Source organism: Bradyrhizobium stylosanthis (genome assembly GCF_001641335.1).
Lineage (GTDB): Bacteria > Pseudomonadota > Alphaproteobacteria > Rhizobiales > Xanthobacteraceae > Bradyrhizobium > Bradyrhizobium stylosanthis.
On sequence record NZ_LVEM01000002.1, the window covers coordinates 638036 to 662235 of the forward strand.

The following is a 24200-nucleotide window of genomic DNA, read 5'->3' on the forward strand; positions in this document are numbered from 1 at the left end:
GGGGGCACTTTCACGTTGTAGTGTCGCGTCATTTCTAGCAGGCGGCATTCCACCTATGGCTTATCTCGACAGAGTCACGCCAGTAGTAGATCTGACAATTTCTAGGCTGGCATCTCAGCGTTTCTTGGTTGATCCGATCTCCGGCGAAAAGTTCTCTAGGCAGACCAGCATCATCAGCTCTGCATACAAGCGTCATGGCGCGATTCTAGAAGTTGCAATTAGAGAAAGCCTTCGTGAAAGTAACCGGCACCGGGTCTGGAGGGAGGATGCCTTCAAGGTCTCCCGCGCTGCCGACCAGATCGTCGGTCAACAGCCTGACGAAGCGCATTCGTCCACAATCCTTCCATATGGCGAGGCTGTACGCACATTGCAGATCGACATGATTGCCTTCGACGATGCGGACAAGACTCTGCGCGCCTATGAAATAAAACGCGGCAACGGTGCATTCGACGCCGGCAAAATTCGATCGATCCGCCGCGATCTGAGCGTCACCCAAATGCTCCTGAGAAGCTACGGGGAAACTTTCAAGTTGAACCCCGTAAAGGCAGAGGCGCGTGTTATCTTCTATTACGGGATTCGGTCACTGCCGCGACCGTATTCGTTGATTGGCGCCGAGCTTAACGATCACTTTGGCTTCGGTGTGTACGATTTGGTTGAGACCGCGAATGCATACTTCCGCCAGAAGCTGCACGAGCTGCTGGAGCGGATCTGAGGGGTAAAATGCAGAATACATCGCATGCCGTAATGGCGCAGCGGGTTGAAGCAGCAGACAGTCTCGATAATTTCCCAACGCCACCATGGGCCACAAGAGCCCTCCTCGAGCATGTGATTGCCGACGCCGGCCCATTTCGCAAGCTGAGTTGCCTTGAGCCAGCGTGCGGGGCTGGGCACATGGCGAAGCCGCTCAAGGAGTACTTCGGGAAGGTAAAGGCGTCGGACATTCACGCCTACGGCTATGGCTCTGTTGCCGACTTCCTAACCGCTCCTTTGGAGGCAGGCTCCGTCGATTGGGTCATCACCAATCCTCCGTTCAGGCTCGCAGAGGATTTCATCAAGAGAGCGCTGATCGGGGCCCGACATGGTGTGGCCATCCTGGCGCGAACCGTATTTATCGAGAGCGTAGGGCGCTACCGCGAGATTTTCGAGCAAACGCCACCGACCAAGTTTGCTCAATTCACCGAGCGCGTTCCGATGGTGAAGGGCAGGCTAGATCGAAAGGCTTCGACTGCGACCGGCTATGCTTGGATCATTTGGGAGAAGAGGATCAAGCAGCCTCCACGCCTGGTGTGGGTGCCGCCCTGTAGAAAAGCCTTGGAGCGGCCGGAAGACTACAAAACTTAGTCCCCATCCATTTCGAGCGTGGTGCTGTCTCCGGTTTCGGTATCCGTAGCCTCGATCTCGACAGATCGGCCGTACCGTCGAATGCTGTCCACATCATATTCCTTATAGCCGCGCTCGCTGTCGTACACCTCTATCGTCCGACCGGAGCGAACAAGCTGGCCTCGCTCGATCTCGACGCTCGTGCCCGTTGTTGTATTGGTCCCGTCCCATGCGAATGCTTGCGTGCAGGCGACGGATACGATCAGAAGTGCGAGCAATAAGGTTGGACGTACCACGATAGCAATTCCCCTGCTTACCCGGTGCTTACCCGAAGGGTTGAGCCGGAAGCCAAAAATCCTATAAGTACTTGAATTTACTGGCGCACCCGACACGATTCGAACGTGTGACCTTTGCCTTCGGAGGGCAACGCTCTATCCAGCTGAGCTACGGGTGCAGTCGAGGGTTCATTTAACCGATTGGCGGGGGGCGGGCAACCGCTTCCGGCGGCTTCGGTCAGGCTGATTTGCGGGCCGTCCGGCCAGGAACCAGCGCGATCTCCCTTCCGAGACCGGCGAATTCGGCGAGCAGGCGCTCAGTGCAGATGACGCGGTTGCGGCCGAGCCGTTTGGCCGCATAGAGGGCCTGGTCGGCTGCACCCAGCAGCCGGTCGGGACTGCCGTCGGCTTCGCCGGGAACGTGGCTGGCGACGCCGACGCTGAGGGTGACGTGGTCGCCGGCCCCGCTCGCGCCATGGGCGATCCTCAAAGCCATGACCGCGGTGCGGATCTCGTCGGCGATGGCGCAGGCGGCGTCGCAGTCCATCTCCGGCAGGATCAGTGCGAACTCCTCGCCGCCATAGCGGCTGGCGAGGTCGAGCGGGCGAACCGCATAGCCGCTGACGACGGTGGCGACCGCGCGCAGGCACTCGTCGCCGCTCTGGTGGCCGTGGCGGTCGTTGAACAGCTTGAAATGATCGACGTCGACGAACAGCAGCGCCATCGGCTTCTGCGTGCGCTGGGCGCGCTCCCATTCGCTCATCAGCATCTGGTCGAACGCGCGGCGGTTCGCAAGACCGGTGAGTCCGTCCTTGGTGGCGAGCTCCTTCAGCGTCGTCTCGGCGCGCTTCTGGTCGGTGAGGTCGCGCAGCGTCTCCACCACCGCGATCAGGTTTCCGGCCTCGTCATGGATGGGGCCGGCGTCGATGGCGAGATAGAGCTGGCTGCCGAGCTTGGGCATCACGCACCAGTTCTCCGCGGAGAAGCCGAGCCCGTTATGGCCGCGCGCCGCATATTCCGAATAGAACTCCGGCAGTTGCTCGGGACGGTCGAGCGCGACCAGATCGGCAAGGCACGGGCGCTTGGTCTCGTAGAAGGCCTGCCAGTGCTTGCTGGTGCCGATCACCTCGGAGGCCGCAACACCGGTCAGCCGCTCGCAGGCCCTGTTCCAGATCACGACGCGCCGCTTCGGATCGATCACGAAGGTCGGCACCACCAGATGCTGCATCAGCCGCACGGCGTAGGAGTCCGCGACGTCGACGGCTTTCGCCGGGATCTTGCCTGGCTTTGCCATCAGGCCACCGCCGCCACCGGCACGGTGCCGCCCGCGCCGAACAGCTTGCGCACCTCGGTGGCCGGCTTCGGCGCGCTGAACAGATAGCCCTGCATCTCGGTGCAGCCGAGGCTGCGCAGCAGCTCGCGCTGTGCTTCGGTCTCGACGCCCTCGGCGACCGTGGTCATGTTGCTGGCGGCGGCGATGTTCACCACCGCCTGCACGATCACGGGCGCGCCGCTCGTCTCCGCGATGTCGGCGACGAAGCAGCGGTCGATCTTGATCTTGTCGAACGGGAAGCGCTTCAGATAGCTCAGCGAGGAATAGCCGGTACCGAAATCGTCGAGCGCGATGCGCACGCCGATCGCGCGAAGCTGGTGCAGGATCGAGAGCGCCGCCTCGTCGTCGCGGATCAGCACGGCCTCGGTGATCTCGAGCTCGAGCCGGCGCGGGTCAAGCCCGGAGGCGGCCAGCGCGCCCGCGATCCGCAGTGCCAGCGTGTCGCATTTGAGCTGTACCGGCGAGACGTTGACCGCGACGCGGATATGCGCCGGCCACGTCGCGGCCTCGTTGCAGGCCGTGCGCAGCACCCAGTCGCCGAGCTCGTTGATCAGGCCGGTGTCCTCGGCGATCGGAATGAACTCGACCGGCGAGACCATGCCGCGCTCGGGATGGCGCCAGCGCAGCAGCGCTTCGCAGCCGGAGACCTCGCCGGAGCGCAGATCGACCAGCGGCTGATAGTGGATCTCGAAGCCGCCATTGACCAGCGCCTGGCGCAAATCCTGCTCGAGAGTCAGGCGCGCCTTGGCGCTCGCGTCCATCTCGGGCTCGAAGAAGCGGTGGGTGCGGCGGCCCGAAGCCTTGGCGCCGTACATCGCAAGGTCGGCGTTCTTGATGAGCTGGTCGAGATCGGCGCCGTCCTGCGGCGCCAGCGCGATGCCGATGCTGGCGTCGGTGGAGAGCTGGTGGCCGAGACAATGATAGGGCTGGCGGATCGCCTCGTAGATGCGCGTGACAAAGGACAGCACGTCGGTGGAGGACCGCACCCCGGTCTGGATCACCGCGAATTCGTCGCCGCCGAGCCGCGCGATCAGGTCGCCCGATTTGAGGCAGCCGCGCAGGCGGGTCGCGATCGCCTTCAGCAGCTCGTCGCCGACGTGATGGCCGAGCGAATCGTTGATGCCCTTGAATTCGTCCACGTCGATGTAGAGCAGAGCGAATTGCTCGCCGCCAGCGACCTTGGCCAGCTCGCGCTCGATCTGCTCGCGGAACAGCGTGCGGTTCGGCAGGTCGGTCAGCGCATCGTAATGCGCCATATGCGCGATCTTCTCGTGCGCGCGCCGCCGTTCGGTGACGTCCTCGACGACGCTGATGAGGTAGCGCGGCTCGCCCGACTTGTCGGGGATCCCGATCCGGGTCGAGGTGATGTAGCGCAATCCCTTGGTCTGGCTCTGCCAGGCATGCTCGTCCATGAACAGCCCGTTCGTGGCCTGCAGTGCCCGGCTGTCGTCCTCGTTGACGATCCTGGCGGCGTCCGCCGGGTACATCTCGGAGGGAGTCTTGCCGACGATGTCCTCGCGCGACTGGCCGAACTGCTCCTCGGCGGTCCGGTTGACCAGCAGATACTGCCGCGTGCGCGCGTCCTTCACCGTGATCTGCGAGGGGATGTGATCGATGATCTCGCGCAGGAACATGTAGTTGCGGTCGCGCTCCTGCTCCAGATTGCGCCGCTCGGTGATCTCCTCGATCGTGGCGACCCATCCGCCCTGCGCGAGCGGGGTGTTGATGACCTGGAAGGCACGGCCGTTGGGCAGCTCGTGGATCCTGGTGGAGACCGTGCCCTCGGCGACGACGCGCATCACGTCGGCGCAGAACGCCTCGACGTCGCCGCCGAACGCGTCGCGATCCTTGCGATGCTGCATGGCCTCGCGGATATGGCAGCCGGGCTTGATGACGTCATGGGACAGGCCGAACATGTCGGCGTAGCGGCGGTTGCAGGTGACGATGTAGCCGTTCGCGTCGTACAGGATCAGGCCCTGCGACATGTTGTTGAGGGCGGTGTCGAGCCGCAGGCGCTCCGCCTCGATGCGCTGCTGGGCCTCGCGGTTCTGCCGGTGGATCTGGCGGATGATCAGATAGAGGATCAGCGCGATCACCGTGGCCGAGAGCGCGGCCGTCGTGACCATGAAGCCGGTCTGCTGCCGCCAGTCGGCGAGCGCTGCGGCCGTGGTGTTGGTGGCGACGATGATGAGAGGGAAATGCGTCAGCGAGGCCGCCGAGCCGAGGCGGTCCTCGCCGTCGATCGGTCCCTTGACGCGGAGCGTGTGCCGGCCGCCGTCGCTCAGCATCTTGCGCATGAGCGGCGCGTCCCTGAAATTCCTGCCGATCAGCTCGTCGACATGCGGAAAGCGCGCCAGCATCTTGCCTTCGCGGTCGAACAGCGAGATCGCCGTGCCCTCGGCGAGCGCGACGGACGCGAAATATTGCTGGTAGCTGTCGGGATCGATCCGCCGGACCAACGCGCCGAGGAAGGTGCCGTCGGCGCCGGTCAGCCGCCGCGCGACGACCGTGGTCCATTTGCCGATGATGAAGCTGCGGACGGATTCCAGGATGACCGGTTCGCCCGTCGGATCTGCTTTGAATGTCTGGAAATAGGCGCGCGCGGAGACGTTGATCTTGGGCAGCGGCTGGCTTCGCGACCAGTTGATCAGCTCGCCGTCGGCATCGTAGATCGCGATGTCGCCGAGATAGGAGACCGCGCTGATCTTGCTGCGCAGCATCTGGTTCGCGGCCGGTCCCGACATGCGCTCGCGGAACATGGCGGGCGAGGTGATCTCCGGCAGGTTCATCTGCCCGATCAGGTCGGCGGCGACGACGTCGGAATCTTCAAACTGCTGGTCGAAGTGCCGCGCGATCAGCTGCACCGTGTTTTCCAGCTCGCGCTCGCGGTTGGTCAGCGTACGCTCGCGAAACTCGCCGACGGCCATGGCGGTCACGGCGAAGATCCCGGCGACCAGCAGCACGCCGCAGAGGGTCAGCCACAGCACCGGTCCGCGGCGAATCGCTGCTTCCCAGCCGCCTCTGGCGACTAGGGATATTCCAGCTGCGATCCTTGCAAAGACCCGACGCATTCCCCCCTCCCTGGAAGGACATGAATACACCCCACAAATGGCGCAAACCTTAGGAAAACCAGTTACCTAAGCATTAATCCGGTTGCACGGGGACGCGCTCATGCAGCGGGGCGGGAATCACGCGCCGGTTGTGCGATGCATGCAGTAATCGCTGCACTGCATCGTTAACCGGAGCTTAATGCGAGGCGCCCTTGCTCTTGTCGCCGCCGCCACTGCGCAGGCGGCCGACCACGCCGGTCGGAAAGAAGTAGACGCTGGCGATGAAGAGCAGCCCGAGCCACAGCAGCCAGCGGTCGGGATGCAGCAGCCCCGGCAGCAGCGGCAGGCCGGCTTCGCTCGCCGCCTTCGAGGCGACGCCCATCAGCGACTGCAGATAGTTCTGCGCGAGGATGAAGATGGTGGCGCCGATGATGGCGCCATAGATCGTGCCCATGCCGCCGATCACGACCATCAGCAGGATGTCCAGCATGATGGAGAAGCTCAGCGAGGTGTCGGGACCCGCATAACGCAGCCACAGCGCGTTCAGGATGCCGGCGCCGGCGGCTACCAGCGCGGCGAGGCAATTGGCATAGGTCAGGTGGAACACGGTGCGGAAGCCGAGCGCCTCGGCGCGAAAACGATTTTCGCGGATCGCCTGCAGCACGCGTCCGAACGGCGAGTTCACGACGCGCAGCAGACCGAGGATCATCAGCGCCGAGATCGCGAACACCAGGTAGAAGGTCAGGATGCGGCCGTTGATCTCGAAGCCGAACAGGTTCTTGGAGATCAGCACCGTGCCGGGGCGGAGCAGCTCCGGGAGCTGGAAGCTGCGGCCGTCCTCGCCGCCGGTCAGCCAGGACAGCTGCGAGGCCAGCACCTGGAAGGCGGAGGCGACCGCGAGCGTGATCATGGCAAAGAAGATCGCGGCAACGCGCAGCGAGAACAGGCCGATGGCGAGCGCAAGCAGCGCGGCGAGCGGCAGGCCGGCGACGATGCCGGTCGCGACCGCCGCCCAGTTCGGCCCCATGCCATACAGTGCGATCGCGATGGCATAGCTGCCGATGCCGTAGAACATGGTGTGCGCGAACGACACCGAGCCGGTGTAGCCGAGCAGCAGGTCGTAGGACGCGACCAGCGCGGCGAAGACGCAGATCTTGGCCGCGACGTTCAGCGCCTTAGCGCCCGGGAACAGGAACGGCGTCGCCGCCAGCGCCAGGATGATGACGAGAAGAACAAGCGTGAGGACTCGGCTCTTCGGCGGATCGCCCGAAAGAATCATCATCGGCTGGTCACCGCATAGAGGCCGCGCGGCCGCCACATCAGAATGGCGACCATCAGCAGAATGTTGGAGACAAGCGCGAGTTTCGGCACCAGGAAACCGCCGTAATTGGCGACCATGGCGACGAGGATCGCGCCGATGAAGCAGCCGCCGATCGAGCCGAGGCCGCCGATGATGACGACGATGAAGATCAGCACCGTGAGGTCGTCGCTCATGGAGGCGTGGACCTGCTCGCGATAGAGCGCCCACATCACGCCGCCGAGGCCGGCGAGCGCCGATCCCGTCATGAACACGCCGAGGAACAGGCGGCGGATGCGATAGCCGAGCGCCTCGACCATCTCGCGGTTCTCGACGCCGGCGCGGATCAAAAGGCCGAGCTTGGTGCGGTTGAGCACGAGCTGGATCGCGATGAAGACGGCAAGCCCGATCAGCATCGCCAGCACGCGGTATTTGGCGATCGCGACATCGCCGAGGATGAAGGAACCACGCAGCGAGGCCGGCAGCGGCATCGGGATGATCTGCGGTCCCCACAACGCATAGAGCGTCTGCTCGGCAACGATCAGGCCGCCGGTCGTCATCAGGATCTGCTTCAGGTGCTGACCATAGACCGGCAGGATCAGCACGCGCTCGACGACGAGGCCAAGCGCGCCGGACACGGCCATCGACAGCAGTGCGGCCGGGGCCAGCACGGCAAGGTTCACCCAGAGCGAATCCGCCTGGATGGAGGCCGCGAACGGCGCCAGCACCAGCGTCGCGACATAGGCGCCGACGGCGATGAAGGCGCCGTGGCCGAAATTCAGGACGTCCATCAGGCCGAACACCAGCGTCAGGCCCGAGGCCATGATGAAGATCATCATGCCCATGGCGAGGCTCGCCGCGGTCAGCGTCAGCCAGGAGGAGGTCGATCCGATCAGCGGGATCATCAGCAGCGCGACCGCGATCGGCAGCAGGATCGGCGCGATATCGCGCTTCGGCTTCGGCAGCGGATCGTTTGCGGCGATTTCAGTCACTGATGCGCCTCCAGGCTCAGGCCGAGCAGCCGCTCCTGCAGCGGCACGTCGGCGGCGAGCGCCGCCATCTCGCCGCGATGGACGATCTTTCCGTTGTCCATGACCAGCACGTTGTCGCCGAGCTCGCGGGCGGCAAAGAAATTCTGTTCGACCAGGAGGATCGTGGCGCCCTTGCGCTTGATCTCCTTCAGGCACTCGATCAGCGCCATGACGATGGCGGGCGCGAGGCCCTTGGTCGGCTCGTCGATCAGCAGCAGTTTTCGCGGTTCGACGATCGCGCGGGCGATCGACAGCATCTGCTTCTGTCCGCCCGAGAGGCTTCCTGCGCGCGACAGCCAGAACCGGCGCAGCGCCGGGAAGAAACCAAAAATCCATTCCAGCTGCTTGTCGTCCATCGGCGCGTTGCGGGCGGCGAGGACGAGGTTCTCCTTCACCGTGAGATCGGAGAACACCGCCATGCTCTCCGGCACATAGCCGACGCCGAGCCGGGCGATGTCGGGCGTGGCGCGGCTTTCGATGCGCTCGCCGGCGAGGCTGATCTCGCCCGACGAGGCCTGCCACAGGCCCATGATGGTGCGCAGCGTCGTGGTCTTGCCGGCCCCGTTGCGGCCGAGCAGCATCGTGACCTGTCCCTGGGGGACCGCGAGGTCGATGCCCTGGAGGATGTGATAGCGACCGATATGCGTGTGTACGCCGGAAAGTTTCAGGAGATCGGTCATGCGGCACTCTTCGGAGCAACGCCGAGATAGGCTTCCTGTACGATCGGCGAGGCGATCACATCGGCCGGCGGGCCGTCGGCGACGAGTTGCCCGTTATGCAGCACGATGATGCGGTCGGCGAGCGAGCGCACCACATCCATCTTGTGCTCGACCAGAAGAATGATCTTGCTCCTGTCTTGCTTGAGCTGCGCGATCAGGTTGAGGACGACAGGGACTTCGTCGATGCTCATGCCGGCGGTCGGCTCGTCGAACATGAAGACCTTTGGCTCCAGCGCGATCATCAGGGCGACCTCGAGCTTGCGCTGGTCGCCATGCGACAGCGCGGTCGCGGCGACGCCGCGACGATTGCCGAGCGCGACCTGGTCGAGGATGGCGTCGGCGCGCGCGATCAGGTCGCGCCGGACCATCCACGGCCGCAGCATGTCGTAATGGGTGCCATCAGCGGCCTGCACTGCGAGACGGACGTTCTCTTCGACCGTCAGATTCGGAAACAGATTTGTCAGCTGGAACGCGCGTCCGAGGCCCGCACGGGTCCGCAGCGGCGCGGAGTGCTGGGTGATGTCGGTGCCGTCGAACAGGATGCTGCCGTGTGAAGCGCGCAGCTGGCCCGAGATCAGGTTGAAATAGGTGGTCTTGCCGGCGCCGTTCGGCCCGACGATGGCGGTGAGTTCGCCCGGGCGGAACGTGCAGGTGACGTTGTTGACCGCGACATGGCCGCCGAAGCGGATGGTGAGGTCGCGGGTTTCGAGGGTGAGCGTCATATGGTGTCAGGCAAATGATGAGGACGAGGATTTAGTCGCGGGCACGCTGCGCTCCCTCCCCCGCTTGCGGGGGAGGGTGGGGGAGAGGGTGTTTCCGCCACGGGACAGTCTCCTAGAGGACAAACCCTCTCCCGCACGCGGGAGAGGTGAAGAACAGCTCAGCGCTTGTTCTTGACGGGAACGTCCATGTCCTCGATCTTCAGCTCGCGCACCGGCTCGAGCACGGCCCAGGCGACGTTCGGATCGACCTTGACCTTGAAGTGATACATGCTCTGCAGCGCCTGATGGTCCTCTTTCCGGAACACCATCTTGCCCTTCGGCGTGTCGAACTCCAGGCCTTCCATCGCGGTGATCAGCTTCTCGGTGTCGGTCGACTTCGCCTTGGTGACGGCGGCGACGACGGACATCGCGGCGGCGAAACCACCCGCGGTGAAGAAGTCCGGCGGCGCGTTGAAGCGCTTCTGGTGCTCTGCGACGAACCAGTCGTTCACCGGGTTCTTCGGAATGTCATAGTAGTAGTAGGTCGCGCCTTCCATGCCGGGCAGGCCCTTGTACGCCGCGAGCGCCGGCAGGATGTTGCCGCCAGTGGAAAGCTCGATGCCGTAACGCTTCGGATCCATGTCCTGGAGCTTTGCCAGCGGATTGCCGGCGCCGGCCCAGATCACCCAGATCACCTTGCGGCCGGGCTTGTCCTTCAGCGCGTCGAACAGGCGCTGGCCCACGGCGGTGAAGTCGGTGGTCGAGGTCGGGGCATATTCTTCCGCAGCGAGCGTCGCGCCGGTCTTGGCGAGCGCGTCCTTGAACGCGGCGACGCCGTCGCGGCCGAAGGCATAGTCCTGCGCCAGCGTCGCAACGGTGACGCCCTGCTTGCCGATCGCGACCGCGTTGGAGATCGCGTCCTGCGACGAGTTGCGCGCGGTGCGGAAGATGTAGCGATTCCACTTCTCGCCGGTAATCTGGTCCGCGACGGCGGGCTCGACGATCAGGATCTTCTTGTTCTCTTCGGCGACGGGGAGGATCGCCAGCGCCGCGGCCGACGAGGTCGTGCCGATCGCGATGTCGGCCTTGTCGTCCTGATAGGCTTCCGCGAGCGCAGCCTTCGACAGGTCCGGCTTGCCCTGGTCGTCCTTGGTGATGACGACGATCTTGCGGCCGTCGAGCGTCATGGTGCCCTTGGTGGCGTATTCAAAGCCCATCTGCAGGCCGGTCTCGGTCTGCTTGGCGTAGGCTTCCAGCGGGCCGGTCTTGCCGTAGATCAGCGCGACCTTGAGGTCGTCGGCCCGCGCGGAGGTGCTCGCGGCGAGGGCGAGGATGGTTGTTGTTATGATGAATGATCGACGCACGATGGTCCCTCCTGATTCAAAGTTTCTCGGCAACAGCGATTTGCACAACGCTACGAACATTGCAATTGAACCTCCGGCCGAACGAGTCGGCCTTTCGAGCATGCATCATTTTTGGGCTTGCCGCGTGGTGCGCGATACGTCGGCCCCCTCGGCCTGACGCCGATCCGACTGCGCTTCCTCCGCGCTCTCGAAGATATGCGGCGCGACGCCGCGCCTCTCCAGGGCTTCGCCGAGCTTGATGCGCAGGAAGCCCGACGTGGTGTAGCGCGAGACACCGGAATAGAAGCGGTCGACCAGGCTGCGCACCATGGCCGAACAATCGTCCATCAGTTCCGGCAGGATCGTGAAGTTGTCATAATTGACGATGGCGTAGACCCTGCGGCCGAGCGGCGCCAGCTTTGCCTCGACGATCTCAGCGATGGTATCGATCTCCGCCTTGCTGCGCAGCGGATAGCGCTCCAGGTTGACGAAGAACATGCTCTGCTGCTCGTCCAGCGTGAAGCGCTGGTCGAGCGGGATGGTAAGCAGGCGCTCGCGCAGCTCCATCAGTCCGTCGCCGAAGATACGGGCGTCCATCAGCGCGGGATCGCGCGGGATCAGCGGCTTGAAATCCATCAGGCGCAGGATGTCGCGCTCGATGTCGATGCCCGGCGCGATCTCCGTGAGCTCGAGCCCGTCGGGCCTGAGCTCGAACACGCAGCGCTCCGTGACATAGAGCGTGCGCTGCCGGCGCGCGGCGGCGAATGGGCCGCTGAAGGTGACGTGCTCGACCTTGTCGACGAATTTGCGCGATTTCGCCTCGTCGAGAATGACGAGCTTGCCGTCATTCACCGCGATGCGCTGCCGGCCCGCGCCGAAGGTGCCGACGAAGACGACCTCCTTGGCATTCTGGCTGATGTTGATGAAGCCGCCCGCGCCTGCAAGCTTGGGCCCAAACTTGCTGACATTGAGGTTGCCGGCGCGGTCGACCTGGGCGAGCCCGAGGAAAGCGGCGTCGAGACCGCCGCCGTCGTAGAAGTCGAACTGGTAGGGCTGGTCGATCACGGCCTGGGTGTTGATCGCCGCGCCGAAATCGATGCCGCTCGCCGGGATGCCGCCGATCACCCCCGGCTCCGCCGTCAAGGTGATGAGATCGATGATCCGCTCTTCGTTGGCGACCGAAGCGATTCCCTCGGGCATGCCGATGCCGAGATTGACGACGCTGTTGGCCTTGAGTTCGAGAGCGGCGCGGCGGGCGATGATCTTGCGCTCGCTGACCGGCATCACGGGCAGGGAAGCTGCGCGGACGCGGATCTCGCTGCTGAAGGCCGGATTATACTGTGTGCCGAAGGTCTGCCAGTGGTTCTCGGGTCGCGCCACCACGACGCAATCGACGAGGATGCCGGGAATCTTGACCTGGCGCGGATTGAGGCTGCCGCTCTCGGCGACGCGCTCGACCTGGGCGATGACGATGCCGCCGGAATTATGCGCCGCCATGGCGATGGCGAGTGCCTCCAGCGTCAGCGCCTCCTTCTCCATGGTGAGGTTGCCGTCGGGATCGCCGGTCGTGGCGCGGATGATCCCGACCTGGATCGGGAACGTCCTGTAGAGCAGGCACTCCTCGCCGCGCAGCGTGATCAGCTCGACCATGTCCTCGGTGGTGCGTGCGTTCAGCTTGCCGCCGCCGTGCCGGGGATCGACGAAGGTGCCCATGCCGACGCGGGTGATATGGCCGGGCCGGCGCGCCGCGATGTCGCGGAACAGATGCGTGATCACGCCCTGTGGCAGATTATAGGCCTCGATCTGGTTGGCGATCGCGAGCTGCTGCAGTTTCGGCGCAAGGCCCCAATGCCCGCCGATCACCCGCCGGACCAGGCCCTCATGCGCGAAATGATTGAGGCCGCGGTGCTTGCCGTCGCCCTGGCCCGCCGCATAAACCAGCGTCAAATTGTGCGGCTTGCCTTGCGTGTAGGGCGCATCGCCCTCATTGGAGAGATAGAGCTCCTCCAGCGCGATCGCGATCTCCTCGGCAAAGCCGATGCCGACGAAGCCGCCGGTCGCCACCGTGTCGCCGTCGCGGATCAGCATGACGGCCTCGGCCGCCGAGACGATCTTGCCCTTCTCGGAATTGCGCAAGTAAGGCAGAGCTGGGTGGTGGCTCACGGCGTTCCTCCCGATCCTTGGACCGCATGCCGTTGTTGTCGTCGATCATATCGCGAGGAGCGGCCCTGGAACAGGTTGCTCCTCGCGACAGGGGGCAGCATCAGGACAGTCAGGACTGCACTATCTTGCGTGTTTCGGTGGCGAAATAGACCGACACGATGGTGATGATCGCGAGCGCGATCATGTAGAGCGAGATCGGCCAGGTCGCCGGCGCATAGGCCGTCATCAATCCCGTCGCGATCAGCGGCGACAGCGCGCCGGCGAAGATCGAGGCGAGGTTGTAGCCGAGCGAGACGCCGCTATAGCGCACCTTGGTGCCGAACAGCTCCGACAGGAAGCTCGCCTGCGGCCCGTACATCGCGGCATGGCCGATGGCGAGGCCCAGCACGATCGCGATCCAGGCATATTGCGGGTTCTTGGTCGCAAGCAGCATGAAAAGCGGGAACGACATCAGAGCCGAGAACACCGCGCCGAAGATGTAGACCGGCCGCCGTCCGACCTTGTCGGAGAGCGCGCCGAAGGCCGGAATGGTGAAGGTCTCGATCGCGGCGCCGATCAGCACGCCGTTGAGCATGTCCTGCTTGTTCATGCCGAGCGACTGCGTGGCATAGGCGAGCACGAAAGTCGCGTAGATGTAGAAGAAGCCGTTCTCGGCGAAGCGCGCGCCCATCGCGAGCAGGATGTTCTTGGGATACATCCTGATCGCCTCGAGGATCGGCATCTTCACCTCCTGCTTGGTGTCCTTGACCTTCTGGAACTCCGGCGATTCCGCGATGGTGAAGCGGATCCACAGGCCGACCAGCACCAGCGCGATCGAGAACAGGAACGGGATGCGCCAGCCCCAGGAGTAGAGCTGCGCGTCGGTCAGCATCGCCGACACCACCGAGAACACCAGCGTGCCGAGCACGAGGCCGAGCGGCGCCCCGAGTTGCGGCCAGCTTCCGTAGAAGCCTTTCTTGTCCGCGGGCGCGTGCTCGACCGCCATCAGCACCGCGCCGCCCCATTCGCCGCCGAGGCCGAAGCCCTGGATCAGCCGGCAGGCGACAAGCAGGATCGCGGCCCAGATGCCGGCGGTCTCGTAGGTCGGCAGGAAGCCGATCGCCGCGGTCGCCGCGCCCATGATCAGCAGCGTCAGATAGAGCATGGTCTTGCGGCCGATCTTGTCGCCGTAGTGGCCGAACACGACGCCGCCGAGCGGGCGCGCGATGAAGCCGAGCGCGTAGGTCGCGAACGCCAGCAGCGTTCCCATCATGGGGTCGAAGGTCGGAAAGAACAGCTTGTTGAAGATCAGCGCCGCGGCGGTGCCGTAGAGGAAGAAGTCGTACCACTCGATCGCCGTGCCGATCAGGCTCGCGGTGGCGACCGTGACGTGCGAGGGCTGTCTCGTCTGAAGCTGATGGACCGAGATCGCTTCACTCATCTTGCGTCCTCCCTGGTTGCGAATGCGCGTGTGCAGCACGCGTCATTGTGCAAAGCGAAGAGCAAGCTCCGCGCCAGAAGCCGCGGGTCTGCGCAAAATGCCGGAAAACACAGCAGATTCAGCGAAACGGCGCGCGACGGCGCGCCAGAAGCCGTGTCAGGAATCCGAGACTCCGGACAGTTCGAGTCTCGAAACTCAGACGGCGGCCGGTCCCGCGGCGAGACCGAACTTGGCGAGCTTCTTGTAGAAGGTCGCGCGCGAGATCTGCAGCATCCTGGCAGCTTCGGCGATCTGGCCGTTGCTGGCGGCGAGCGCCTGCTCGAGCGTGTGCTTCTCGAACTCGGCCTCCGCCTCGGCATAGGGCACGACGAGACCGGCCGGCCGCACCAGTGCCGCCGGCCTGATGTCGGTGCCGACGGGGAGGATACGGACGAAATCGTCGCCGGTCAGCCGTCCGGAATCGCTGAGGATCAGCGCGCGCTCGAGGATGTTGCGGAGTTCGCGGACATTGCCCGGCCAGTCGTAGCGGGCGAGCGCGGCCAGCGCGCTCGGCGTGATCTTCGCCTTGAAATAGTCGCCGGAGGCGCTGATGTCGTCGAGCAGCCGGGTGCAGATATCAGGGAGATCGTCCAGGCACTGGCGCAGCGGCGGCAGGTCCACCGAGAGCACGTTCAGGCGGTAGTAGAGATCCGGCCGGAATGCGCCGTCGCTGACGCGCTTGCGTAGGTCGACATTGGTCGCGGCGATGACGCGGACGTCGACCTTGCTGATCTTGTCCGAGCCGAGCGGCTCGATCTCGCGCTCCTGCAGCACGCGGAGCAGCTTGGCCTGGAGCTGCAGCGGCATCTCGCCGATCTCGTCGAGGAACAGCGTGCCGCCGTCGGCGATGCGGAATTTTCCCTCGCGCCCCCTGCGGTCGGCGCCGGTATAGGCGCCGGGCGCGGTGCCGAAGAATTCGGACTCGATCAAGGTCTCGGGGATTGCAGCGACGTTGACGCTGACGAACGGCTTGTCGGCGCGGGAGGAGGCATTGTGGATCGCCTGCGCCAGCATCTCCTTGCCCGTGCCGGTCTCGCCGGTAAGCAGCACGGTGACGCTCTGCCGCGCGGCGCGGCCGGCGAGCTCCTTGGCTTGCGCGATGGCGGGTGTGGTGCCGACGAAATCGGCGAAGGTGAAGCGCGCCGCGCGCGCGTTGGACAATTGCCGCCGCGCCAGCCGCAGATCGCTCTCGAGCTGGGTGACGCGGGCGAGCAGCGGCTTGAGGCTCTCCAGATGGTCATAGAGCACGAAGCCGATCGCGCCGATGACCTTTCGGTTCTCGTCCTCGATCGGCATGCGCGTCACGACGAGCTGCTCGCCGCCGAGCTCCATGATGTCGAGCAGGATCGGCTCGCCGGTCTCGGCGACCTTCCGCATCAGGCTGTTCGGGATGATCTCCTCGATCGGCCGGCCGATCGCTTCCGCGGTGTGCGAGAGGCCGAGCGAGGAAAGATATTTCTCGTTGACGTAGACGACGCGCCCGCCGCGATCGATTGCGATGGCGCCCTCGCAGAGGTTCTCCAGCCGTTCGAACAGCGTCTCCATCGCGCGCGCACGGAGATAGGCGGGATCGCTGATGGAGGAAGGGATCGACATGGCGTGCCTCGCGGGAAGCCCGCCTGTGTATTACCAAAAGGGCAGCGATTTCAAAGGGAGAATTGGGGAAGGATGCGGGCCACCTTTCCCGGTGTCGTCCCGGCGAAGGCCGGGACCCATACTCCGAGGCAGACGTCGTGAGGCGAGCGGGTAATGACCGGCCTTCACCAAACTTCTCCCTGTGGTTATGGGTCCCGGCCTTCGCCGGGACGACAGCGATGTTTGTCGCGCCGCTGTCGGCCTACCTGCGATACCCGCTCGCGCGCGAATAGCCCTGGCGGTTCTGCTGCATCGGGCGGTTCGCGATGCCGGGGCGGGACTCGCTGGAAGCAGGCGTTGCCAGCTTCAGCTCCTCGAGGAAGATCGGCCGCGAGAAGTAATAGCCCTGCGCGTAGCGGATCTTGGTCGCGGCCTGCAAATACGCCAGCTCCTCGTAGGATTCGAGGCCTTCGGCGATCACGGTCATGCCGAGCGCCTCGCTTAAGGACTCGATCGCGCGCAAAATGCCCTGGCTGCGCGGGCGCTTATGGATGTCGGTGATGAAGGAGCGGTCGATCTTGATCTCGTCGGCGGTGATGTCGGCGAGCGCGGAGAGCGAGGAATAGCCGGTGCCGAAATCGTCGATCGAGATGCCGACGCCGAGCTTGCGGAACATCGGCAGGATCTCGGACTGGAAATGATTCTTGGCGACGAAGGCGTCCTCGGTCACCTCGATCATGAAGCGCTGCGGAAAGCCGGTATTGTCGAGCGCCTTCGCGAAGCTGCGCATGAACTCGGGATTGCCGGCCTGCTTGGCGGCGACGTTGATGCTGATGGTCGCTTCCGCGCCGAAGGTGTCGTTGATCAGGTCGATCGACTTGACGATCTCGGCGAGCACGAGATGAGTCAGCTCGTCGATCAGCCCGAGCTCGCCGGCGAGATTGATGAACGAGCCGGGCGCCTGGATCACGCCTTCGTCGTCGCGCAGGCGCACCAATGCCTCGATGCCCTTCACGGCCTGGGTGCGGATGTCGACCTTGGACTGGAACGCGCAGCAGAAGCGCTTCTCCAGGATGGCGAGCCGCAGCGACTGCTCGATCTTGGTCCGCGCCAGCGCCTCGCGCTCCATGCTGGCATCGAAGAACGCGGCCAGTCCCTTGCCGTTGTTCTTGATGCGGTACATCGCGATGTCGGCGTTCTGCCGCAGCGTCTCGAAGCTGCGGCCGTGGTCGGGATAGAGGCTGATGCCGACCGAGGTCGAGGCGAACACTTCCGAATGGTCGATGAAGAACGGCGCGGTCAGCCGCTCCAGCGTCGATTGCATGAACTCGGCCACTTCCTCCTGGCTCTGGATCGGCGAGAGCAGCAGCAGGAATTCGTCGCCGGAGATGCGCGACAGCATGTCGGAATCGCGCAGGTCCCGCCCGAGCCGCTTCGACAGCTCGACGAGCAGCGCATCGCCTACGGCGTGGCCGTAATAGTCGTTGATATGCTTGAAATTGTCGACGTCGAGAAAGGCGAGCGCGAACGGCTCGCTGCCGCCATCGCGCGCGAGCAGGCTGTTTGCGCGATGCTCGATCACGCGGCGCGAGGGCAGGCCGGTCAGCTCGTCGAAATAGGCCGAGCGAAACAGCTGGTCCTCGAAATTCTTCTGCTCGGTGATGTCGGAGGAGGCCGAGATCAGGAGCTCGCGTCCGCCGAGGCTGACCGGACGATGGGTGGTGAGCAGCACCTGGCGCGCGGCGCCCTCGTGCAAGGCTTCCTCGGTGACGACGGCCTGGCCGGCGCTCAGCGCCTGACGGCAGGCTTCGCGGCGCGGCGCAAGATCCGGCGAGGGACGGCTGCCGTCCATGCCGAGTTGGGCGGCGGCGGCATCGTTAACCAGCAGAAGCTGTCCTTGCGCGTCCTGCACGGTCAGGCCGGCAGGCAGCATTCTAACGATTTCCTTGAGGAATCCGAGTTCGGCTTCGCTCGCGCCGGAATATTTGTTGTCGTTCATAGAAGTCATGAATCTTGTTGTTTCAGCGCGCCTTTGCAATGCACGCGATCATGCGCGGTTCCCTCTTAAGTTTGGTTAAGGGGTCCGGAGAAATACGGGGGTGTTTTGCGGCGATCCGACGCGCGCAGAAAATCGTCATTAACAGAGGGTCAACGCGGCAAGCGAAACTGCGCAGCGAGTGCGCGTGTGGCTTTCGCTTGTTTCGAGTCGTGTTGCGCGATCAGAGGTCGTCATCCCCGGGCATAGCCGTCCGCAGGACGGCGTCGCTTCCGCTCGCCTATGTCCCGGGCATCCACGTTCTTGGCTACCGCAAAACAAAGATCGTGGATGGCCGGGACAAGCCCGGCCATGACGCAGTGGAAGCCGCGGTGATCCGATTCTACCTGGTCCTGCCGGTCCGTCACCCGCTCTTCGGGATCCGGCACTGCATGATGCAATGGAGTCCGGTCTTCAGGTACGAGATCTCGGTCCTGCCGTCGAAAGCCGAGAGCGCCGATTTCAGCAGCTTGGTGCCGAAGCCGGGCTCGGAGACCTTTTCCACGCTCGGCCCTTCGGTTTCGTCCCAGGTGACGGTCAGGCGATCGTCGCTGACGGTCCATGACACCTGCAGCAGCCCGCGCGGTGCGGAGAATGCGCCGTACTTGCCGGCGTTGGTGGCGAGCTCGTGAAACATCAATGACAGCGTGACCGCCAGCTTCGGCGGCAGGAACAGCCGGTCGCCATTGAGGGTGAAGCGGACATGGCCGTAGGGCCCGAGCTCGGAGATCAGGAGATCGCGGATGTCGCAGCCCGCCTTGTCGATCCGCGAGATCAGATCGTCGGTCGTGGCCAGCGACCGCAGCCGCGGATCGATCCGGGCCCAGACCTGCGGCTGGTCGTGCAGCACCTGATGGATCACGGCATGCACGGTCGAGAGCTTGTTCTTCAGCCGGTGCTGCAGCTCGTCGACCAGCAGCTTGCGATAGTCTTCCTCCTCGATCAGGCGCTTCGAGATCCGCCGCTGCTCGACGAGGAGCGAGCGATAGTGCTCGACGCCCCAGATGGTGAGCGCGCAGACCGCCCAATAGAGCGCCAGCAGGGCGAATCGCGCGTTATCGGCGACGATTTCGCTGAAATTGACGACGACGCCGAGCACGCCGCCGACGATCGCCGTGATGATGCCGATGCGGAAGCCGCCGAACGCGGCCGCAAAGAACACGGCCGGGAAATACGGCGTGAAATAGACGTCGGGCCGGACATGCGCGAGGCCCCAGCGCGCCAGCGTCGCAACCAGCAGGCAGGCGGCCGCAAAGCCGATGCTCAGGCCGAGCGATGGCGGTGCCACGCCCTGCCAGCCCTTGCGAAACTCCTCGATCAATTTCTCCATGAACGGCCCGGTTGCGACGTGCGTTCGCCCTGAATGTTACGCATCTCGGGCGCGCAAGCAAAGCTTGCCTTGTCGGAAGCCGGCAGGAATAGTGGTCGTCGCGGCGCCGGCTGTAACAGCACCGTCATGGATCGGTGTGCGCCGCTTGGCAGCGAAGGGTTCGAAAGCAGGGGCATCAAATGGGCAGGCTTGACGGCAAGGTGGCGGTGATCACGGGCGCGACGAGCGGCATCGGATTGCGGACTGCGGAAGTCTTCGTTGCCGAAGGTGCCAAAATTGTGATCGCCGGGCGGCGCATACCGGAAGGCGAGGCGCTGGCAAAGCAGCTCGGGGCCGCCTGCGTCTTCCGCCAGACCGACGTGACGGTCGAAGCCCAGATGCAGGCGCTGATCGCGCTGGCGGTGGAAAAATTCGGCCGCATCGACTGCCTGTTCAACAATGCCGGCGGCCCGGCGCAGACCGGCGGCATCGAAGGCCTCGAGGTCGAGCGCTTCGACGCGGCCATGGCGACCCTCGTGCGCAGCGTCATGCTCGGCATGAAGCACGCCGCGCCCTACATGAAGAAGCAGGGATCCGGCAGCATCATCAACAATGGCAGCATCGCAGGCCGTCTTGCCGGCTTCTCCTCGTCGGTGGTGTACGGCGCCGCCAAGGCCGCGGTGATCCATCTCACCAAATGCGTGGCGATGGAACTCGGCGAGTCCAACGTCCGCGTCAACTCGATCTCGCCCGGCGCGATAGCGACTGGCATTTTCGGCAAGGCGCTGGGCCTGTCGACCGAAGCCGCCGAGAAGACGCAGGCTGTGATGCGCGACGTCTACAAGACCGCCCAGCCGATCCCGCGCGCGGGCCTGCCCGACGACATCGCCCATGCCGCGGTGTTCCTGGCCAGCGACGAATCCAGCTTCATCAACGGCCACGACCTCGTCATCGACGGCGCCATGACCAGCGGCCGCAACTGGACCCAGCAGCAGCAGGGCCTGGCCGCCTTGCGCAACGCGTTCGATCAGGGGGCGTAGCGGCGGCTCCGGGGACTGTGCCGTAGGGTGGGCAAAGCGAAGCGTGCCCACCACTGCTTCTCATCGCGCGAGATCGTGGGCACGGCGCTCCGCGCCTTTGCCCACCCTACGAGACCGGGTTTCCGTCATTGCGAGGCGCGATGCCGTAGGGTGGATTAGCCGAAGGCGTAATCCACCGCTTCTGCTTCCGGGGAGACGAGCAGTGGTGGGTTACGCCTTCGGCTAACCCACCCTACGAGAGCGGTGTTTACACCGCCTTCACGATCACCTTCAGCCCATCCCGCGGCTTCGGGATCGGCCACATCTGCCAGTCCGGCTTGTAGCCCGGCGCCAGCGACACTTCGATATTCTGCAGGAAGTGCCGGGCAAAGCATTTCGCCTGCATGTAGGCGAAGTGCAGGCCGAGGCACATATGCGCGCCGCCGCCGAACGGGACCCAGGCGAAGCGGTGGCGGTTGCGTTGCGCCTCCTCGGTGAAGCGCATGGGATCGAAGCGGTCCGGCTCCGGCCAGATGTCCTTCATGTGATGCGTATAGAGCGGGTTGATGCCGACCCGGGTTCCGGCAGGAACGCTCAATCCCATGAAGGTGAAATCGCGCATGGAATAACGGGGCAGCGAGGGCACCGGCGGCCTGATCCGCAGCGACTCCTTGAAGGCCATTTCCGACAGCGGCATCTTTGCGAGGTCGTCGAAGGAGGTGGGCGCATCCGGAGCGAGCCCGAGAGCCAGAACTTCCGCGCGCAGTCTCTGTTGCCAATCGGGATGCGAAGCGAGCTCGCCGACGAAGGATGTCAGAGACGAAGTCAGCGTGTCGTGCGCGGCCATCATCAGGAAGCTCATATGATCGATGATGTCCTGCTCGGAGAGCAGTGCGCCATCCTCGTGAGTCGCGCGACAGAGCTGCGAGAACAGGTCGTCGCCGCCGTGATTGCCGCGGCGGAGCGGAATCTGCTGGCGGAAATAGGCGACGATGCGCTCGCGCCCGGCCACACCGCGCGCCATTTGCGTGCCCGGCAACGGACGGCGGATCGGAGCGACCGAGGCCGCCACCATGTCGGCAAAGGCGCGATTGATTCCCTCGACCTCGGGGCCGATATCGGCACCGAGAAACGACGTCGCGGCCAGATCGAGCGTGAGCTGCTTCATCGCCGGATAAAGCTTCATCTCGCCGGGCCGCGCCTTCCACTGCGCGACGCGCGCGGAAATACCGCGGTCGAGATCGCTGAGATAGGATTTCATCGGTCCGGACTTGAACGCCACAGACAGCGCCTTGCGATGCAGGCGGTGTTCGTCGAAATCGAGCAGCATCAGGCCGCGCGGGAAGAGCAGCTCGAGCACATGGTTCCAGCCATGGGTCGACGAGAACAGCTTTTGCTGGTCGAACAGCACGAGCTCGTTGGCCTCGGGTCCAAGCAGCACGACGTTGGTCTGGCCGAAGGAATGGGTTCGAAAGACGGGCCCGTGTTTCGCGGCGTGCGCCTCGATGAAGCCCTTGGGGTCGGCCAGCAGCTGGAACGTCTTGCCGACGACAGGCCAGCCTTCATCGCCGGGAATGTGCGTCAGCTCGTTACGCCTGGGTGGCGCGAAGGGGACCTTGGTAGAAGACCCGCCCTGCATCGACATGACGATTGCTCCGATTGGCACACCCGGACAACATAGCACATCCTGTCACGATGACGCTGCGGCCGTCCCGCGCACAAGATCGTCAAGCTTCTGTCGTCCCGACCTGGCGCGAAATTGCGCGCAGGGGCCAGGACGATCACATTCGAGAGTAGGGGCTAGCGGCCCATCCTTCGAGACGCCCGCCTTTGGCGGGCCCTCAGGATGAGGTCAGAGTGCGCGGCAGCCATCTCAACAGCCACCGATGCTGCCAAGCCTCATCCTCAGGAGACCGCTGCAAGCGGTCGTCTCGAAGGACGAGGCGCTTGCTCAGGTCTCGCCCGGACGTCGTATGCGATAGCGTTGGGCGATAGGCCCGATACCTATCCCTTCGCCGCCTTCTGCAGATCCGGTGCGTTGACGGCGGGAATGGCGACGCGGCCGGGGCCGGTGACCTTCAGCGCTTCGGCGGCCTTCTCGTTCTCCATGATCTTGGCCATCACGGCCTGTCCCGCACGCTCGAAGATCGCGCGGTTCTCGATCACGAATTTTTGCGACCTGCGCAGGCCGTCGATGTAGCCGTTGATCTCCGGCACCACGTAGCGCGCCACCATGTCCCAGCTCCGGCGCGTGTTTTCCGGATTGGCCCAGTCGTGCACGAAGCCGATGATGGCGCCGACGCCGCCGGACACCTCCATCACGTTCTTGATGGTTTTGACGAGATCGTCGGGCGTGCCGATGGTGGACGCCGCGCCCTCGACGAAAGCGGTCTTGTCCACGGCTTCATCCGGCGAGGTGAATGCGGTGAGGCCCGGCCGCTGCAGCGTGCCGACATTATATTCGTTGTGCCAGCGCATCAGCCCGGCGCCGGCCTCGCGGCGGGCCTGCTCGCGGGTCTCGGCGACGTGGAAAGTCAGCAGCACGCGCCAGTCGGCGCGGTTCACCTTGGTGCCGTGCTTCCTAGCGGAATCCTCGGCGAACTGCCATTGCTGCTGCAGCGACATCAGGCCCTGTGTCGTCATCGATCCCAGCGAGATGATGCCGCAGCCATATTTGCCGGCGAGCGTCATGCCCGACGGCGAGATCTGCGAGGCCACCACGAACGGCATCTCCTCCTGCAGCGGCAGGATCTGCAGCGCGGCGTCGTTCATGGTGAACCAGTCGCTCTTCGCCGTGACGCGCTCGCCGTTGAACAGACGGCGGATGATGCCGATCGCCTCGTCCTGGCGGTCGCGTTGCGTCATCGGGTCGATGCCGAGCGTGTGCGCGTCCGAGGCCAGCGCGCCGGGACCGGAGCCGAAGATGGCACGGCCGCCGGTCATGTGGTCGAGCTGCACCATGCGCTGGGCGACGTTGAACGGGTGGTGGTAGGGCAGCGACACCACGCCGGTGCCGAGCTTGATCCGCTTGGTGCGCTCGCCGGCCGCGGCCAGAAACATCTCGGGCGAGGCGATCATTTCCCAGCCGGAGGAATGGTGCTCGCCGCACCAGAACTCGTCATAGCCGAGCGCATCGAGCTGCTCGACGAGATCCAGATCGCGCCGGAACTGGAGCATCGGATGCTCCCCGATCGGGTGATGCGGGGCAAGAAAGGCTCCGAACTTCAGGCGCGCCATGGCGTTCTCTCCGGCTGAATTTTCTGTTTGTTGGTGGCGCAAAGCTACGTGCCCGATCGCACGAACGCAATCACGCGATGTCCCGCGCAGCGGAATGCAGGCATGCGTGATGCTTCTCCCTCACGCAGACTTGCGTGCAGACGCTTCCACACCGTCATGGCCGGGCTTGTCCCGGCCATCCGCGACCTGTGCCGCGGTGCCAAGAACGTGGATGCCCGGGACAAGCCCGGGCATGACGAGGAGAGTGCGAGGTAAGCGCTGCTTTCCGCCACCCGGAGACGAAACACCGCCGCGACTTGCTCCGCCTGCATCGTTCGAGACGCCCGTTCGCGGG

General features: G+C 64.6%; 18 protein-coding genes and 1 tRNA gene. 3 read left to right on the forward strand and 16 right to left on the reverse strand.

All coding sequences use genetic code 11. The features are described 5' to 3' along the window. Positions 1 to 55 precede the first annotated feature (55 nt). Complete coding sequence (locus A7X65_RS15020) at positions 56 to 712, forward strand: hypothetical protein (protein ID WP_063686017.1); 657 nt, start codon at positions 56 to 58, stop codon at positions 710 to 712. Between the two features lie 179 nt (positions 713 to 891). After that, the gene (locus A7X65_RS15025) at positions 892 to 1341 is read left to right on the forward strand and encodes a class I SAM-dependent methyltransferase (protein ID WP_245323546.1); all 450 of its coding nucleotides are present in this window, start codon (positions 892 to 894) and stop codon (positions 1339 to 1341) included. Here the strand turns inward: A7X65_RS15025 and A7X65_RS15030 are convergent. The 14 genes from A7X65_RS15030 to A7X65_RS15095 form a co-directional block, all read right to left on the reverse strand. Next, complete coding sequence (locus A7X65_RS15030) at positions 1338 to 1616, reverse strand: DUF5334 family protein (RefSeq protein ID WP_245323548.1); 279 nt, start codon at positions 1614 to 1616, stop codon at positions 1338 to 1340. The genes A7X65_RS15025 and A7X65_RS15030 overlap by 4 nt on opposite strands. Before the next feature lie 81 nt (positions 1617 to 1697). Then, a tRNA-Arg gene (locus A7X65_RS15035) sits at positions 1698 to 1774 on the reverse strand. 59 nt (positions 1775 to 1833) lie between these two features. Next, the gene (locus A7X65_RS15040; RefSeq protein WP_063686026.1) at positions 1834 to 2889 is read right to left on the reverse strand and encodes a sensor domain-containing diguanylate cyclase; all 1056 of its coding nucleotides are present in this window, start codon (positions 2887 to 2889) and stop codon (positions 1834 to 1836) included. After that, on the reverse strand, positions 2889 to 5999 hold the full coding sequence (locus A7X65_RS15045; RefSeq protein ID WP_063686028.1) for a bifunctional diguanylate cyclase/phosphodiesterase: 3111 nt from the start codon (positions 5997 to 5999) through the stop codon (positions 2889 to 2891). The genes A7X65_RS15040 and A7X65_RS15045 overlap by 1 nt, the downstream gene beginning before the upstream one ends. A gap of 175 nt (positions 6000 to 6174) precedes the next feature. Continuing rightward, on the reverse strand, positions 6175 to 7260 hold the full coding sequence (locus tag A7X65_RS15050; protein WP_208608612.1) for a branched-chain amino acid ABC transporter permease: 1086 nt from the start codon (positions 7258 to 7260) through the stop codon (positions 6175 to 6177). Next, a complete protein-coding gene (locus tag A7X65_RS15055) occupies positions 7257 to 8267 on the reverse strand; it encodes a branched-chain amino acid ABC transporter permease (RefSeq protein ID WP_063686032.1) in 1011 nt (336 codons plus the stop codon). Before A7X65_RS15055 ends, A7X65_RS15050 begins: the two co-directional genes overlap by 4 nt. Beyond that, positions 8264 to 8986, reverse strand: a complete 723-nt coding sequence (locus A7X65_RS15060) for an ABC transporter ATP-binding protein (protein WP_063686034.1) — start codon at positions 8984 to 8986, stop codon at positions 8264 to 8266. The genes A7X65_RS15055 and A7X65_RS15060 overlap by 4 nt, the downstream gene beginning before the upstream one ends. Continuing rightward, positions 8983 to 9747, reverse strand: coding sequence for an ABC transporter ATP-binding protein (locus A7X65_RS15065; RefSeq protein WP_063686036.1), 765 nt, complete (start codon positions 9745 to 9747; stop codon positions 8983 to 8985). The genes A7X65_RS15060 and A7X65_RS15065 overlap by 4 nt, the downstream gene beginning before the upstream one ends. A gap of 158 nt (positions 9748 to 9905) precedes the next feature. Then, positions 9906 to 11090 carry a substrate-binding domain-containing protein gene (locus A7X65_RS15070; RefSeq protein WP_063686037.1) on the reverse strand — a complete coding sequence of 395 codons (1185 nt, stop codon included), beginning with the start codon at positions 11088 to 11090 and terminating at the stop codon, positions 9906 to 9908. 105 nt (positions 11091 to 11195) lie between these two features. Next, positions 11196 to 13232: an acyl CoA:acetate/3-ketoacid CoA transferase gene (locus A7X65_RS15075; RefSeq protein WP_063686039.1), complete on the reverse strand. Its 2037-nt coding sequence runs from the start codon at positions 13230 to 13232 to the stop codon at positions 11196 to 11198. A 109-nt stretch (positions 13233 to 13341) separates the two neighbouring features. Further along, a complete protein-coding gene (locus A7X65_RS15080) occupies positions 13342 to 14652 on the reverse strand; it encodes an MFS transporter (protein ID WP_063687709.1) in 1311 nt (436 codons plus the stop codon). A gap of 195 nt (positions 14653 to 14847) precedes the next feature. Beyond that, complete coding sequence (locus tag A7X65_RS15085) at positions 14848 to 16287, reverse strand: sigma-54 interaction domain-containing protein (RefSeq protein ID WP_063686041.1); 1440 nt, start codon at positions 16285 to 16287, stop codon at positions 14848 to 14850. A gap of 241 nt (positions 16288 to 16528) precedes the next feature. Next, positions 16529 to 18265, reverse strand: a complete 1737-nt coding sequence (locus A7X65_RS15090) for a putative bifunctional diguanylate cyclase/phosphodiesterase (protein ID WP_063686043.1) — start codon at positions 18263 to 18265, stop codon at positions 16529 to 16531. A 400-nt stretch (positions 18266 to 18665) separates the two neighbouring features. Continuing rightward, entirely contained in the window at positions 18666 to 19631 is a 966-nt protein-coding gene (locus tag A7X65_RS15095) for a sensor histidine kinase (RefSeq protein WP_063686045.1), read from the reverse strand. A gap of 179 nt (positions 19632 to 19810) precedes the next feature. Here A7X65_RS15095 and A7X65_RS15100 point away from each other — a divergent pair, with 179 nt between their 5' ends. Next, positions 19811 to 20650 (forward strand): SDR family NAD(P)-dependent oxidoreductase, encoded by an 840-nt coding sequence (locus tag A7X65_RS15100; protein WP_063686047.1) that lies wholly within the window; start codon positions 19811 to 19813, stop codon positions 20648 to 20650. A gap of 247 nt (positions 20651 to 20897) precedes the next feature. Here the strand turns inward: A7X65_RS15100 and A7X65_RS15105 are convergent, their stop codons facing one another. Next, entirely contained in the window at positions 20898 to 22274 is a 1377-nt protein-coding gene (locus tag A7X65_RS15105) for a cytochrome P450 (protein ID WP_063686049.1), read from the reverse strand. 359 nt (positions 22275 to 22633) lie between these two features. Beyond that, positions 22634 to 23866 (reverse strand): LLM class flavin-dependent oxidoreductase, encoded by a 1233-nt coding sequence (locus A7X65_RS15110; protein WP_063686051.1) that lies wholly within the window; start codon positions 23864 to 23866, stop codon positions 22634 to 22636. Positions 23867 to 24200 lie beyond the last annotated feature (334 nt).